We start from the raw sequence: 15,259 nt of genomic DNA on the forward strand, positions 1-15,259 counted from the left end.
CTCTTTATAATGTGGTTGCAACCTTATTATAGAACTGTTGGAGGGATCGCGCTATGTTTCGTGAAGAGAATGGCAGACTAATCAGAGAATATGATCATGAGAGAGTCTGGATAGAGCCTTGGGGAGAGCATTCGCTGCGTATCCGGGCTTCGTATGCGGAGATTACCGATGAGCAGTGGGCACTTCTGCCTGCTGTGCAGACGCTGAGTCATATATCGATTACCCCAGAGCGCGCGAGCATTGTGAACGGGAATATCCGGGCGGAAATAACGGACAAGGGGCAGATCTTCTTCTATAACCAGCATGGCAAGCTGCTCCTTAACGAGACGGAGGATACCTATCAGTTAAAATACGGGGGCAGAGAGCTAAGCGCCATCCCCGGCAGCAGTGACTTCTCCGTGAAGCTCCGGCTGGAAGCGGACCCGCAAGAGAAGCTGTACGGCATGGGGCAGTATCAGCATTCCTTCCTGAATCTGAAGGGCTGCTCGCTGGAGCTGACCCACCGCAACAGTCAAATCAGTATTCCGTTCGTGCTGTCCAGCGCCGGTTACGGGTTTCTGTGGCATAATCCGGCGATCGGACAAGCGCATTTCAGTCTGAATGTGACCGAATGGACAGCTCCGTCCACCAAGCAGCTGGATTATTGGATCACTGCCGGTGACTCGCCTGCCGAGATCGAGGAGGCATATGCCAAGGCTACGGGAACCGTGCCGATGATGCCGGATTATGGCATGGGGTTCTGGCAATGTAAGCTCCGCTACCGTACGCAGGAGGAATTGCTGGAGGTGGCGAGGGAGCATAAACGGCGGGGGCTGCCGCTTGACGTCATTGTCATTGATTTCTTCCACTGGACGAATCAGGGGGACTGGCGGTTCGACCCGGAATATTGGCCTGATCCTGAGGCGATGGTGCAGGAACTGCAGGAGCTGGGCATTGAGCTGATGGTCTCGGTCTGGCCGACTGTCCAGACGGAGAGCGAGAATTATAAGGAGATGCTGGAAAAAGGGTACCTGCTGCGCTCGGACCGCGGGGTGCGGACCCAATTCCAGTTCCTCGGCCAGAACGCGATCTTCGATGCGACGAATCCGGAGGCCCGCAAATTCCTGTGGGGTCTGATTAAGCAGAATTATTATGACAAAGGGATCAAGGTCTTCTGGCTCGATGAGGCGGAGCCGGAGCTGACGGTCTATGACCATGATATCTACCGCTATCATATCGGCTCCAGCAAGCAGATCGGCAATATCTATCCGATGAAATACAGCCAGACCTTCTATGACGGCATGGCCGCTGAAGGCCAGGAGAATATTATCAATCTGGTCCGTACCGCCTGGGCGGGCAGCCAGCGCTACGGGGCGCTTGTATGGTCTGGAGACATTCACTCCAGCTTCAAGGTGCTCAGCATTCAGGTGCGGGCCGGACTGAATATGGCCGTGGCCGGGATTCCATGGTGGACCACCGACATTGGCGGCTTCCACGGCGGCAATCCGGCAGACGCCTCCTTCCGGGAGCTGATGGTCCGCTGGTTCCAGTATGGTGCGTTCTCTCCGGTATTCAGGCTGCACGGGGACCGTTCACCTTTTGTTGAGCCTACCGGAACACGGGGTGGGGGCGTATGCGGAAGCGGCTCGGATAATGAGGTGTGGAGCTACGGGGATGAGGCGTATGTCATCTTCAAGGAGTTCATGCAGATGCGGGAGCGTCTGAAGCCGTATATCCGCGGACTGATGGAGGCTGCACATGAGAAGGGCACGCCGCCTATGCGTCCATTGTTCTATGATTTCCCTCAGGACCCGGCGGCCTGGGATATCGAGGACCAGTATATGTTCGGTCCCGACCTGCTGGTCGCCCCGGTGCTGGGCGAGGGTGAACGGGCACGCAAGGTGTACCTGCCGTCCGGCTCAGAGTGGACCCATGTCTATACCGGTACTGCCTATGCTGGCGGACAGGCAATTATGGTCGACGCGCCGCTCACGCAGATTCCGCTGTTTGTGCGGGACGGTGCCGTGCTGCCTGTGCTTGGCGGGGTTGAGGAGTAAGGCGGAAATTATAAGGCAAGAAGAGTAAGGCCATTGAATACGGCTATACTCTTGCTTGCTCACAACGGTACAAGCTAAGTAGAGCAGCGATTCTCCTGATAGTGGAGGGTCGCTGCTCTACTGTGTGGACCAAATGTATGCGAAAAATCGAACACATTGGGCCGGCTTAGAGGTGCATGGCGCAAAGGTAAACATTACAGGGGTTAAAGAAACCTTGGATCAGCTTGGGCATGATGCTTTCCTGGCCTTAAGCCGGATTTAGTTGGAAATTCTCCACCTGCTGAGGAACGGAGGAGCCGTCGCCGGATAGCAGATGGAAAAACAGCACTTAATCTGCTGCAAATCAATCAGAGCAGAGGAAATGCGCGAAATTAAATGACGTTTATCCAACTATTTCCTTCAGATGCTGCGAATGATCACAATTAAGTTGCGTTTTTCCAACTATATAGATTGAACTAAAAAACTTAAGTTAAGGGAAAGTGGCGGAGGGGAATTTTGGAACTGGAGGAGCGGTAGCGACCGCCTTTGTGTTTGGATTTCTACCGCGAGGAGCGGTTTCAATCAGGAAATCCAAGCACAACAGCGGCCGGAAGTCCAAAACTTCTCTGGAGTCACGGCTATTCCTAAAACATAAAAACCAGTAGTTCAATTTATATAATTATTAATGTTACTTGAATGCGCCATTGTGGCAGCCAGTTCATGCATTCTTGAAATGTCGATTCCCCCCTACGTCTCCTTCCGAATCAGCGGTTGTTTGGAAGCCAGCCGCTCCCGGTAGGCGCGGGGAGAGAAGCCGGTCAACTGCCGGAACTGGCGGCAGAAATGCTCGACATTGGCGTAGCCGCAGAGAGCGGCGATCTCGGCGATTTTGTGCTGGCCGAAGCCCAGCTTCTCCTTGGCCAGCCTAATCCGGCATTGAATGACATCCTCCATGCAGGAGATGCCGAAGGCTGATTTGTAGATGGTCTGGAGGTAGCCGGTGCTGATGTGCAGATATCCGGCCATTGAGGATACGGTCCAGGGGTGGCCGGGATTGCTGTACAGCGTCTTGCGCAGCTCCAGCAGATTATAATACTGTGGCGTCAGCTTGTCCTGGGACGCTTCGGACAGCTTGTTGAACAAGAGGCGGAACAGGTAGTCAATGGACAGCTCCCGGTAGTCGTTCTGGAACGAGTTCTCCAGCGTCAGCAGCTGGAACAGCTGATGGCAATATCCGGGGTCGGGCAGGGAGAATGGACTGCCGAGCGGCAGGACGCTTTCGGTGATATAGGATTCATCCGCATCGAAACGGACCCAGTCGTTGACATATCTTTTGGAGCAGGCGCGGTAATAGATGTTGTGCCCTGGAGGATACAGAGCGACAGAGTGAGCGGGAAATTCCTTCAATTCACCGTCCACTTCGAACACCGCGGGAGTCTGGGTCAGGACAAGAAGCCAGGCGTCCAGTCCTTCGGGGATACTGTAGACGAAATTGGCCGGATGTGCGGCATCGTATTCCACGTAGTGAATTGTGGGCATGGGCTTCTCCTTTCTTCGGATAGATCAATTAATGGTCAGTAAATATCATTGTTAGCATGTCAGTGAATCTCTATAATTTGTAGTGGACATAAGAGTAAATTTGAAGGTTAATCGAACAGTTCGTAATTATAATTATTAGAAATTATCAATAGGAAGGAAGATTATGAATCCATGATACCACAACAAAACGAAGATCGGAAAGATATCCTTTGCTATACAAGACTGCCGCAGGAGGATATCGTGTATGCTTCGAAGCTGGCTTACAGTATGCACCTGGCTTATAAGACCGATGGGGGCCAGTATCAGGCATTGAATCATAACTCGGGTGTCCTGTTCGCCAAGGCGAAGGAGAATGAGGATGGGACGCTCCGGGCCAAAAGCCTGAAGAAGCCGTATCTTTTCTACTTGGCAGACGGGAATTTCGGCGTCATTGCTGTGCGCACCGAGGCTGACGGGGAAGCAGACGAACAAAGCAAGGGGAAGGTGCTGCTGTTCACTTCGGCCGATCTGCTGCAATACAGTGAGATTGGACTGCTGGAGCTTAAGGCGGACACTCATGTAAGCGATGTCTCCTGCACCTATGACACGGAGCGCAGCGGTTACCTGATCCAATGGATAGACGGGCAGGGCCAGGGCTATGAGAATTTCACTGCCGACATCATGAGCCTTACGAATGTCTCAGCACCGGTGGAAGCGGAGCCGTTCACGCTGGAAGCTGTGCAGACTGATATCGAAGGAATCCAGCCGCGTAATAGGATCGCTGTCTCCGCCGAGATAGCCCGCAGACTCTTCTGCAAGCTTACGGTACCGGAGAATATTGCTGTCGTAGTACCGGACCGTGTGAATGCGGCATCGGTGGAGGATGTGAAGGCGATCCGGGCAACGGCCCTATACAGTGATGGAACGGAGGCTGCCAAAAGAGTCCGTTGGAACACGGATGCCATCAACTGGGACAAGGCCGGAACCTACAGCATCTCCGGGGAGATCCATCAGGATCACTTTCCATTCCCGATTGCACTTAACCGTGCGGACCCCTGCATTGCAGAGTGGAAGGGGAAATATTACTTCATTGCGACTAATGATGCAGATAAGGAACATACGTTGTATATGAGGGAAGCCGATACGATTCCTGGTCTGGTGACAGCCGAGGAAGCCTTGATCCTCGATGCCTTCACTTATGAAGAGATTGGCGGCCTGCTGTGGGCGCCGGAACTCCATATCATTGAAGAAGAGCTGTATATTTTCCATGCTGCAACACCCGGCGAGTTCTTCCATGAAGAATCACATGTGATGAAGCTGAGTCCGGGAGGCAATCCCATGAATGCTGCGGACTGGTCCAGGCCCCGCCGGGTAGTGAAGAAGGATGGAAGCTATCTGTGCGAAGCAGGCGCAACAATTTCGCTGGATATGACCGTCATCCGCTGGAACGGCCAGCTCTATGCCGCATGGTCGGAGCGCCAATTCCTGCCGGTGGATCTGGGAGCCTGGGTCTACATCGCCACGATTGACCCGCAGGAGCCGTGGAAGCTGACCAGTGATCCGGTGCTGCTGACCCGGCCGGATTACGGCTGGGCCAATAACCATACGTTCGTGGATGAAGGTCCGTTTGCTCTGTACACTGAAGACAAGCTGTACGTGACTTTTGCCAGTGCAGCGGTGGATGCCACTTATGTGGTCGGTCTGCTGACCGCAGACAAAGGGGCTGATCTGCTGGATATCAACAGCTGGACCAAGGGCAATTATCCGCTGCTGACCTCCAGAAGTGTGGCGGGGGAATATGGTCCGGGTCATAATTCCTATGTAACGGACGAGGACGGGGTCATCTGGAACGCCTACCACGCCAGACCGGGAATCGAGGGACCACGAAGCTCCGGCCTGCGGCGTGTGCATTTTGACATTGATGGTGCTCCGGTTCTGGATCTTACCGAAGAGAAGGACCTGAATCCGAGCCTGAAGCAGGTATCGATGGAAGTCATCGTAGGCTAGACTCCAGGCCCGTCTAACTCTATAATATTCCTTGACATCCGGGAACCCTTGACCATTCACTTAGGCCGGGGTTCCCTTTTTTTCAAGATTGTACTGGAGGAGTGGATGCCAATATGTACGGGATCATTATTGTTGACGATGAGCTGTTTGTCCGCAAGGGCCTGATTGGAATGATTGACTGGGCAGGCAGCGGGTTTCAGATTGTGGATGAGGCGGACAACGGGGAGGATGCGCTGGAGCTGATCCGGGCTAAGCGGCCGCAGCTCGTGATTACTGATATCCGCATGCCGGTCCTGGATGGCATCGGGCTGATTGAGGCGGTGACGGAGGAGCAGCTTGGAACGGAGTTTATCATTATCAGCGGATATAACGATTTCCGGTATGCCCAGCAGGCGGTCCGGTATGGCGTGCTGGACTATGTGCTGAAGCCGATTAATGAGCATGAAATTGTGAAAGCGCTTCATAAATTTCGCGATCAATTCACTGCGCGCAAGCAACTCCATGACCAGCTGAGCATCCATGAGGGAGAGAAGCGGCTGGAGGCGCTGATCCGGGGGGGAGCGGCGGATGAGGCGCTTGATGCCTGGGAGCAGCAGTGGATAGAGGCGGGAGCCCGCCAGTTCACCTATGTGCTGCTGGAGGTGAACAATGTGTTCCCTTGGAGCGGTCAGCCTATGCCCGGGAAGGCAGAGCTGAAGGAGGCGATCCGGCAGGCGGTGCAGCAGCTCACAGCAGAGACTCCTATTGTCTACGGACATCGGCGGTTCTTCGGCTTCATTGTGCCGGATCATTATCTGGCGAACCATAAGGGAGAGCTGCGCACCTTCCTGACAGATGGTCTGAGCCTGCTCTACCAGCTCTACCCCCTGGAGATTCAGGCGTATACGGGCGGGCCGGTAAGCTCACTCCAGGAGCTGAAGCATTCCTATACCTCGGCTAAGGAGACTGTGGAGTACAAATATGTCCGGCCTGCCCAGCCAATCCTGATGTCCTCGGATATTGCCGGTCTGTCCCTGAACTATATTCATGCCAGCAGCGAGGTGTTTCAGGCGCTGATTGAAGCGATTGAGGAGAATAAGCAGGCAGAGATGATGGATGCGATCGGTAAGCTGTTCACAGAATTTCAGGAGAAGCTGTTCTCCCGGGAAGCGATGAAGGCGGTTGCCATTCAATGCGTCCATAGTGTGTTGCATACCATACGGAGCATGGAGGGGGATGAGAAGCAGCTGGCAAGTCTTGTCCCGATGATGAATTGGACGGATCATAACATCACGCTGGCGGAGCTGAGGTCCCTGTTCGAAGCTTTTGCGCTGGAAGCGGCGGAGCGGATTCAAGGGCTGTACCAGAGCTATGGCAGCAGCGGGCTGTACCGGATCAAGTGCTACGTGGACCGGAACTTCCATGAGAATCTGAACCTCAAGCAGATCGCAGGCCAGTTCTATATGAACTCAGCCTATCTTGGCCAGGTGTTCAAGAAGAATTACGGCATGTACTTCAATGACTACCTGCTCCAGCTGCGCATCACCGAGGCCAAAAAGCTGCTGCGGCAGACCGATCTGCGAATCTATGAAATTGCCGAGCAGGTCGGCTTCAAGAATGCCGATTATTTCGTCACCCAGTTCGAGAAACTGGAGCAGAGAACGCCGACAGAGTACCGAAACCGGACGGGCAACCGTTAATGCCAGGAGGAGGCACAGCATGAAGCTGCTGAATAATATCCGGCTCAGGAATAAAATGTTTCTCGTCTATTTCCTCGGGGTCATCGCTCCGATCATTCTCACAAATGTGATCTTCTACAACACGATTACCGGAAATGTAAAGGCGCAGCGGATCAAGGACATCGATCTGGCGGTGGAGCAGATCAAGAATGAGTTCCGGCTGATCGTGGATCAGGCCGTGGGGTTATCCTCTTTTTTCTACGCGGATTACAAGACCAATGAGGTGCTTGACCGTAACTTCACACAGACCGAAGACTATGTTGAGGCCTACGACCTCTATCTGCGATCCACCCTGAACAACTATTCTCCGTTCTCTTCCTCGCTGCAAAACAAGACCCTCTATGTGGATAACCCCACACTGCTGAATTCCGGGAATATCGGTATCCTGTCCAGGGAGATCCGGGAGAGCCTCTGGTATAAGGAATGGATGCAGGAGGCTTCCTCCCAGCCGCTGTTCGTCCGCATCGAGGATGCAGGCGGCCGGTTCCAGTCGTTCTCGCTGCTGCGGCGGATGGATTATTTCGCGGACCGGATGCTCAAGGAGAAGCTGGTGAAGATTGATTTTAAGACGATTGATCTGATGGAGGTCTTCGCTAATCTGAACGTACACGGGGATGTGTATCTGCTGGGGCCGGAGGGCCGGATTGAATATACAACTAACCGGGCCATAGACTGGCGGGGGAAGGAGCAGCAGCTGTATGCCTCACTGAAGCAGGAGCATATCATTGATTTCGAGAAGGGATATGGCAGTATCAGCTATTTGTCCGGCTGGCGGATCGTCGGTACGGTCAATGAGAAGGAGATCATCAAGGAGGTGCTGAAATCCCGCTATTTCATCCTGTGGTCGGCCTGCCTGATGATGCTTGTCCCTACCGTTATTATTCTGATCATTACCCGCTCGATCAACCTCCGGATTATTGAGATCCTGAAGCATATGAAAAAGGTTAAGACGCAGCAGTTCCAGATGATCATGCACGGGGAGTCGCGCGATGAGATCGGCCAGCTGACCCTGGAGTTCAACAGTATGATTATGCAGATTAAGGCTCTGATTAACGATGTGTATCTAACGGAGATTCAGAAGAAGTCGCTGGAGCTGGAGCGGCGGAAGGCGCAGCTTAATGCTCTGCAGAGCCAGATTAACCCGCACTTCCTGTTCAATGCGCTGGAGACGATTCGGATGCGGAGCCTGCTGAAGCAGGAGAACGAGACGGCCAAAATCATCCAGAGCATGGCGATGATCCTGCGTAGCTCATTGACCTGGAATAAGGAGTGGGTGAGCGTGGAGGAGGAGCTGGGTTTTATTCACTGTTTTCTGGATATCCAGAAATACCGGTTCGAGGATAAGCTGAGCTACCATATCGAGGTGCAGCCCGAAGCCTACGCCTGTATAGTCCCCAAGATGGTGTTCCTGCCCTTCGTGGAGAACGCCAGTATTCATGGCATCGAGCCGCTCAAAAAAGGCGGCAGCATTGAGATCCGCATCAGCGTGACGGGGGATGAGGTGGTCTTCCAAGTGTCGGACAACGGGATTGGCATGAGCAGTGAGCAGGTTGACACTCTCTACGGATACCTCGACATGGAGGGGATTATCGGCGAGCGTATCGGTATACAAAATGTAATCTACAGGGTGACCATGCTGTATGGCGGGCGCGCAGTCTTCCAGGTGGACAGCAGACCGGGGGAAGGGACACGGATTGAGCTGAGAATCCCGGCGAATCCATAGTTTACAAAGGAGAAGCCATAATTTTACGGGTAACGAAGGAATGTAAACGCTTTTATACTAAAGGAGCACTAAACCATGAATCTACAAGGGGGAGTACAGGCAATGGGTAAAAGCAAGAGAATATGGCTTCTCGCTCTGACGGCAGTCGTCTCATTATCCGTGGTGACAGCTTGCTCGGGGCCTAATAATGCCAAGAAGAATAATACAGGGACGACGGAGCCGACAAGCGCCGCTGCTACCACAGAGACCGAACCCAAGCAAGATAAGGTAACATTCAAAATCTTCAACGGGGTGGCCGGCTCGAAGGATGGAAATACCAATGAGACGACCATCGGCAAGCTGCTGGAGGATCAGACCGGTGTCAATTTCAAGCTGGAATTCGTGGTGGGCGACCTCAATACCAAGATTGGAACCATGATTGCCGCCAACGATTACCCGGATGTGCTGATTCCCGATGCCGCTATAGAGGAAGTGCTTAATGCCGGCGCATTCATCCCGCTCGATGAGCTGATTGAGAAGTACGGGCCGAACATCCAGCGTGTCTATGGCAAATCCCTGAATCAGATGCGCTCCAAGGACGGTAAAATCTATTTCCTGCCGATTGCTGCCCAGGTGAACGATTTCATTCCTGAGCCGGAAGCCGGGGCGGGATTCTGGGTTCAGCGCCGTGTGCTGGAGGAAGCAGGTTATCCGAAGATCAAGACGCTGGATCAATATATAGAGCTGATTAAGAATTACCGCGACAAGCACAAGGATGAGAATCTGACGGGGATGGTCTCTCTTACGCATGACTGGAGATTCTTCGCCACCTCCAACCCGCCGATGCATCTGATGGGCTATCCGAATGACGGCAACGTTACCGTGGATACCAATACCTGGGAAGCCAAGACCTATGCCGGTGCAGAGTCCACCAAAAAGTGGCTGAAGGCGCTGAATGACCTCAATGCTGCCGGTCTGTTCGATAAAGCCTCCTTCGTCGATAACTATGACCAGTATATCGCCAAATTAACCTCCCACAAGGTGCTCGGCTTCTTCGACTACCGCTGGCAGGTGGATAATGCGCTGAATGTGCTGAAGGATGCCGCCCGTAAGGATCCTTCCCTGGACGGCTTCAAGTACTTCCCGCTGCCGGTAACCTTCGAGGAAGGCACGCCAGATGCTTATCTTGATCCGCCAGGGGGCCTAGTAACGAACCGTGGAATCGGGATTACCGTCAGTGCCAAGGACCCGGTCCGCATCATCCAGTTCTTCGACAACATGCTGACCGAAGAGAACCAGACCCTGATGTCTTGGGGTATCAAAGGCGAGACGTATGAAGTGAATGAGAAGGGCCGCTACTACCGTACGCAGGAGCAGATCGACAAGATTGACGAGCCGTTCAGAGAGAGCTTCGGCTTCAAATACTTCAGCTGGAACTGGCCGATGTACAATGCCACCTCTACCCTGGCTGACGGAAATGCCAAGAACGTTGCCAGCCAGCCCGAGGTCTTCCAGATGACGCTGACCGACAAGGATAAGGCAATCTTAGAGAAATACGGCGTACAGACCTACAGCCAGCTGTTCGCTGAACCGGTTCCGCGTCCATACTTCCCGGCGTGGGGCTTCGCGAAGGAGCAGAATTCTCCGGAACAGCTCTGGGAAGCCAGCAAGGATGAAATGACGAAGAAATATTTCCCTAAGCTGGTGCTGACGACTCCCGATAAGTTCGATGCAGTCTGGGAGGAATACATGAAGGAATTCGGCAAGCTGGATACTGCGGGTTATGAGAAATGGACCACTGAGCAAGTCAAAGCGAAGGTAGAAATGGCGAACCAATAGCCGGAACCGGCGGGAAGGACCAGGGCTGCACCGAGGTGCTGGTCTTTCCTGCTTGCCGCTTAGACACCCGGTGCGCTGAAGGAGAGAGATACGGATGGATAAAAATACGGTACCTGCGTTATCCCGGCCGGCGGCGGATAAGGAGCCGGGCCGGATGCGGCTGTTTTTCAAAAAGCTGGGCCAGCAGCGGGCCTTGGCAGTGATGTCGGTCCCTTTTCTAATCTGGCTGTTTGTATTCAAATATTTGCCGCTGTGGGGCTGGAGCATCGCCTTCCAGGATTACAAGCCGGCCAGGAAGTTCATGGAACAGACCTGGATTGGCTTTGAGCATTTTAAATTTCTGTTCGGGGACGACCGCTTCCTCCGGGTGTTACGCAATACGCTGGCGATGAGCTCGATTAACCTGTTCTTCGGCTTCGTCACCGCGATCACCCTGGCCTTGCTGCTTAATGAAATACGCAATATTGCGTTCAAGCGTGTAGTGCAGACTGTCAGTTATTTGCCGCATTTTATCTCTTGGGTCGTGGCGGCGAGCATCATTCAGACAACGCTGTCCCCGGATGGTACCATTAACCAGCTGCTGGTGGGTCTGGGCTTCCTTGACCGCGGCAATGAAATTCTGTTCCTGGGTATCCCGGAATACTTTTGGACCATCTTCGGAGCCAGCTCCGTCTGGAAGGACATCGGCTGGAACACCATCGTCTACCTGGCCGCTATGACGACAATTGATCCCACGCAGTATGAAGCAGCAGAGATCGACGGCGCGAACCGGTTCAAGAAAATGATCTATGTCACGCTTCCGGGCATCAAGTCTGTTGTGATTGTCCTACTCATTATGAATATCGGATATCTGCTGGAATCGGGATTCGAGCCGCAGTACCTGCTGGGTAACGGCATGAATGTGGACTATTCCGAGAACATTGACATATTCGTGCTGAAATACGGAATTGCCCAGAGTAACTTCTCCCTGTCCATCGCAGCGGGAATGTTCAAGACGGTCGTCAGCTTCATCCTGCTGTTCATGGCGAACAATGCCGCGAAGCGTATGGGCGAAGCCAGACTGTATTAATAAAGGAGGCGCAGGCATGGAAACCGCAGCTGTCCAGAAGAAAAAACGCAAGCCCCGAATAAGCTCCTCCACCGGCGACCGCTTGTTTGTCATTGGCAACTACTGCTTCATGATCGCACTAATGATCGTTACCCTGTATCCGTTCGTGAATGTCCTTGCAGTGTCGCTTAACAACGCGCAAGACTCTATCAAAGGCGGAATCTACCTGCTGCCCAGAGAATGGACGCTTGCGAATTACACTTATATTCTGAGAGAGGCCACGATTTTTCATGCGACCTTCATCTCCGTGCTGCGCACCGTGATCGGAACGGTAGTCACCGTCTTCTGCTCGGCCATGCTGGCCTACACGCTTAGCAGACAGGATTATGTGCTGCGCAAATTCATCACGGTAGCTTTTATCATGACGATGTACTTCAACGGCGGCCTGATTCCCAATTATCTGCTGATACGGGATATGGGACTGGTCGGCAGCTTCTGGGTCTACATTCTTCCGGGGATCATCGGGGTGTTCAACCTGATTATTATCCGTTCCTTCATTGAAAATCTGCCGGAGAGCATCATCGAATCGGCGAAAATTGACGGGGCGGGGGATTACCGGACCTTCTTCAGCCTCATTCTGCCGCTAACAGTGCCTGTCCTTGCCACGGTGGCGCTGTTCTCAGGGGTGTTCCAGTGGAATTCGTGGTTCGATGTGTTCCTCTACAATTCCTCGGATGAGAAGCTGAGCACCCTGCAATACGAGCTGCAGAAGATTCTGCAGAACTCCAATACCACCACCGGCACCTCTTCGCTGGACGGAATGATCCAGGGAGCTACCGGAGGCCAGCAGAATGCGGTCACGCCAATGTCCGTGCGGGCAACGATGACGATTGTAGCTTCCGTACCGATTATTATGGTGTACCCGTTCCTGCAGAAGTATTTTGTCAAAGGCATGATGGTCGGCGGGGTTAAAGGATAGAGTGTCTAATTGTATACAAGAGTTCTCCCTTAGGGGTAATTATCATAGAAGGATCGTAAGCCGGATGTACAAGGCCTGCGGTCTTTTCTATTAAAATATAAGAATTTATATGTTGCACACGATAACTTATCCTTCTATTTCCCGCTGAAACGGTACCGTCCTTAAAAAGGACGGCAAAGCCGTTTCCACTTGGGATTGTATACATGGTTATAGCATAATATAGTATTTTCATTTAAAATGTCCATATGACATATAAGAAAGAGGAGGATGTTCATATGGAATATCATGTTGCAATGCAAGGGAGCGATCAGGCTCCCGGTACAGCAGACAAGCCCTTCCGCTCCATTTCCCGCGCTGCGGCGCTGGCGGAGCCAGGAGATACGGTCACCGTTCATGCGGGGACATACAGGGAATGGGTGAGCCCGGGTAACGGAGGGACTGAGGATCAGAGGATTATCTATCAGGCTGCCGGAGATGGGGAGGTTGTCATCACAGGCGCTGAGCCGGTGGCAGATTGGCAGGATGAAGGAGACGGTGTCTGGAGCACGGAGGTGCCGAACAGCCTGTTTGCTGTGCGCAATCCTTTCAAGGAGAAATTGTATGGCGACTGGCTGTTCGAAGGGGCGTTCGAGCCGCATCTGGGGGAGGTCTATCTGGACGGCAAATCGCTGTATGAATGTGATAGCGTTACCAAGCTGCGCGATCCTAAGGTTTGGCCGCAGGCCAAGTACCCGGCGGACTCTCTGCTCCAGTGGTATGCAGAAGCAGGAGCGGCTTCCACCAGGATATGGGCGAGCTTCGGGGGCAAGGACCCGCGCCGGGAGAATGTGGAGATCAGCGTTCGTCCTTATTGCTTCTGGCCGGAGCAGACGGGACGGGGTTATATAACCGTCAAGGGCTTCACACTCCGCCAGGCATCTCCTCAATGGGCACCGCCGACGGCGTTGCAGGAAGGGCTGATCGGACCCCACTGGAGCAAGGGCTGGATCATTGAGGACAACCACATCTGCGAGTCCAAATGTACAGGGGTGAGCCTGGGCAAAGAAATCTCAACCGGGCACAACGAGTGGTCAAATGGCCGGATGAAGGGCGGGACGCAGCGGGAGCAGGAGGTTATTTTCCGCGCACTCCGCCAGGATTGGCATAAGGACAACATTGGAAGTCATATCGTCCGCAATAATGTAATTCATGATTGTGAGCAGGCCGGAGTGGTCGGCCATTTGGGCGGGGCCTTCAGCCAGATTGTCCAGAACCGGATTTATAATATCCATCATAAACGGATTTTCCACGGGGCAGAGGTTGGCGGAATCAAGCTTCATGCTTCACTGGATACCCAAATTTGCGACAATGTTATTTACAGCTCCTACCGGGCGTTATGGCTGGACTGGCAGGCACAGGGCACCCGTATCAGCCGGAACGTATTCTACGACAACTTGTCCGAGGATTTCTTCATGGAGGTCTGCCACGGTCCTTATATGGTCGATCACAACCTGTTCCTGTCGCCGATGAACTTCCGCAATATGGCCCAGGGCGGCGCGTTCGTCCATAATCTGTTCGCTGGCAGGTTCGTAGTGCGCCCCGAGCTTACCCGATACACGCCGTACCATATGCCGCATGAGACAGCCATTGCCGGGTACAGCAACTTCACGGGCGGCGATGACCGATATTATAACAATATCTTCCTGCGTGATGAGGACAAGGACAATGAGGTTGTGCCGATGACGTTCTTCGAGCATCTGCCGCTTGCCCCGAGAGAGCAGCTTAATGATAACGGTGAGAGGGTAATGGACGGTATCCCGGACAATTCCCGCTGTTATCTGCATCCAGTCGGATTGGGCGGCTACAACGAGCATCCGAATGCGCTGGATAAGCAGTGGTGGGAATACACCAAAGCAGAGATCAAATCGATGATCGATTCCGGCAAGCCGTTCCATCCCGAACAGATGGCCCTTCCTGTAGCCATTCAAGGCAATCTGTATCTGAAAGATGCGGTGCCGGGTGCGCATGAGCGCAGCGCGAAGGTCTATGCTGACAAAGGCATTGAGATTGAGGTTGATCCGGCTTCCGGCAAGGTGCAGGTGCATATCGTGAACCCTGAGCTGCTGCGTGCAGCCGCGCCGACCGTGGTCACCACGAATCTGCTGGGCAGAAGCTATCACGCCGAGATGCGCTATGAGGAGCCGGACGGCTCACCGTACCGGTTCGACCGCGACTTCTTCGGTACGCAGCGTCCGGACTCGAATGTGACGCCTGGACCGTTTGAATTAACAGAGAATGCTGCGTTGAAAATAGTGCTGTAGAACGGAATGGTTATGACTGAGAGCCTGTCCCTGTGGACAGGCTTTTGTGTGGTGCATGAAATGAGAAATTCTGCATGAAGTGCAACAATGGTGATGCAATAGTACAGATGGTTATAGCCGATCTCTGCCTATG

At 53.4% G+C, this 15,259-nt stretch carries 9 protein-coding genes; 8 read left to right on the forward strand and 1 reads right to left on the reverse strand.

The annotated features are described in order from the left end of the window. Positions 1-53 precede the first annotated feature (53 nt). Positions 54-2,036, forward strand: a complete 1,983-nt coding sequence (locus MKZ07_RS02715; RefSeq protein WP_036693437.1) for a glycoside hydrolase family 31 protein — start codon at positions 54-56, stop codon at positions 2,034-2,036. Positions 2,037-2,762: 726 nt separating this feature from the next. Here MKZ07_RS02715 and MKZ07_RS02720 read toward each other — a convergent pair. Further along, a complete protein-coding gene (locus MKZ07_RS02720) occupies positions 2,763-3,554 on the reverse strand; it encodes a helix-turn-helix transcriptional regulator (RefSeq protein ID WP_036693436.1) in 792 nt (263 codons plus the stop codon). Positions 3,555-3,725: 171 nt separating this feature from the next. On the opposite strand from MKZ07_RS02720, the gene MKZ07_RS02725 reads away from it, so the two are divergent. From MKZ07_RS02725 to MKZ07_RS02755, 7 genes are all read left to right on the forward strand, one after another. Next, the gene (locus MKZ07_RS02725; protein WP_036693434.1) at positions 3,726-5,540 is read left to right on the forward strand and encodes a family 43 glycosylhydrolase; all 1,815 of its coding nucleotides are present in this window, start codon (positions 3,726-3,728) and stop codon (positions 5,538-5,540) included. Between the two features lie 113 nt (positions 5,541-5,653). After that, positions 5,654-7,219: a response regulator gene (locus tag MKZ07_RS02730; protein ID WP_036693432.1), complete on the forward strand. Its 1,566-nt coding sequence runs from the start codon at positions 5,654-5,656 to the stop codon at positions 7,217-7,219. Positions 7,220-7,238: 19 nt separating this feature from the next. Then, on the forward strand, positions 7,239-8,981 hold the full coding sequence (locus MKZ07_RS02735) for a sensor histidine kinase (RefSeq protein ID WP_036693430.1): 1,743 nt from the start codon (positions 7,239-7,241) through the stop codon (positions 8,979-8,981). 75 nt (positions 8,982-9,056) lie between these two features. Further along, entirely contained in the window at positions 9,057-10,799 is a 1,743-nt protein-coding gene (locus MKZ07_RS02740; RefSeq protein ID WP_235218376.1) for an ABC transporter substrate-binding protein, read from the forward strand. 94 nt (positions 10,800-10,893) lie between these two features. Further along, positions 10,894-11,868, forward strand: a complete 975-nt coding sequence (locus tag MKZ07_RS02745; RefSeq protein WP_036693425.1) for an ABC transporter permease — start codon at positions 10,894-10,896, stop codon at positions 11,866-11,868. Between the two features lie 16 nt (positions 11,869-11,884). Next, complete coding sequence (locus tag MKZ07_RS02750) at positions 11,885-12,826, forward strand: carbohydrate ABC transporter permease (protein ID WP_051493316.1); 942 nt, start codon at positions 11,885-11,887, stop codon at positions 12,824-12,826. A gap of 275 nt (positions 12,827-13,101) precedes the next feature. Then, positions 13,102-15,126, forward strand: coding sequence for a right-handed parallel beta-helix repeat-containing protein (locus MKZ07_RS02755; RefSeq protein ID WP_036693424.1), 2,025 nt, complete (start codon positions 13,102-13,104; stop codon positions 15,124-15,126). Positions 15,127-15,259: the final 133 nt, after the last annotated feature.

The organism is Paenibacillus sp. FSL P4-0338 (genome assembly GCF_038002365.1).
In the GTDB taxonomy this organism is placed as follows: Bacteria; Bacillota; Bacilli; order Paenibacillales; family Paenibacillaceae; genus Paenibacillus_AQ.

Bases quoted from the DNA above. Each gene is read 5' to 3' on its own strand.
- MKZ07_RS02755 (WP_036693424.1), top strand. From the start codon at position 13,102: ATGGAATATCATGTTGCAATGCAAGGGAGCGATCAGGCTCCCGGTACA.
- MKZ07_RS02715 (WP_036693437.1), top strand. From the start codon at position 54: ATGTTTCGTGAAGAGAATGGCAGACTAATCAGAGAATATGATCATGAG.
- MKZ07_RS02750 (WP_051493316.1), top strand. From the start codon at position 11,885: ATGGAAACCGCAGCTGTCCAGAAGAAAAAACGCAAGCCCCGAATAAGC.
- MKZ07_RS02720 (WP_036693436.1), bottom strand. From the start codon at position 3,554: ATGCCCACAATTCACTACGTGGAATACGATGCCGCACATCCGGCCAAT.
- MKZ07_RS02745 (WP_036693425.1), top strand. From the start codon at position 10,894: ATGGATAAAAATACGGTACCTGCGTTATCCCGGCCGGCGGCGGATAAG.
- MKZ07_RS02740 (WP_235218376.1), top strand. From the start codon at position 9,057: ATGAATCTACAAGGGGGAGTACAGGCAATGGGTAAAAGCAAGAGAATA.
- MKZ07_RS02735 (WP_036693430.1), top strand. From the start codon at position 7,239: ATGAAGCTGCTGAATAATATCCGGCTCAGGAATAAAATGTTTCTCGTC.
- MKZ07_RS02730 (WP_036693432.1), top strand. From the start codon at position 5,654: ATGTACGGGATCATTATTGTTGACGATGAGCTGTTTGTCCGCAAGGGC.
- MKZ07_RS02725 (WP_036693434.1), top strand. From the start codon at position 3,726: ATGATACCACAACAAAACGAAGATCGGAAAGATATCCTTTGCTATACA.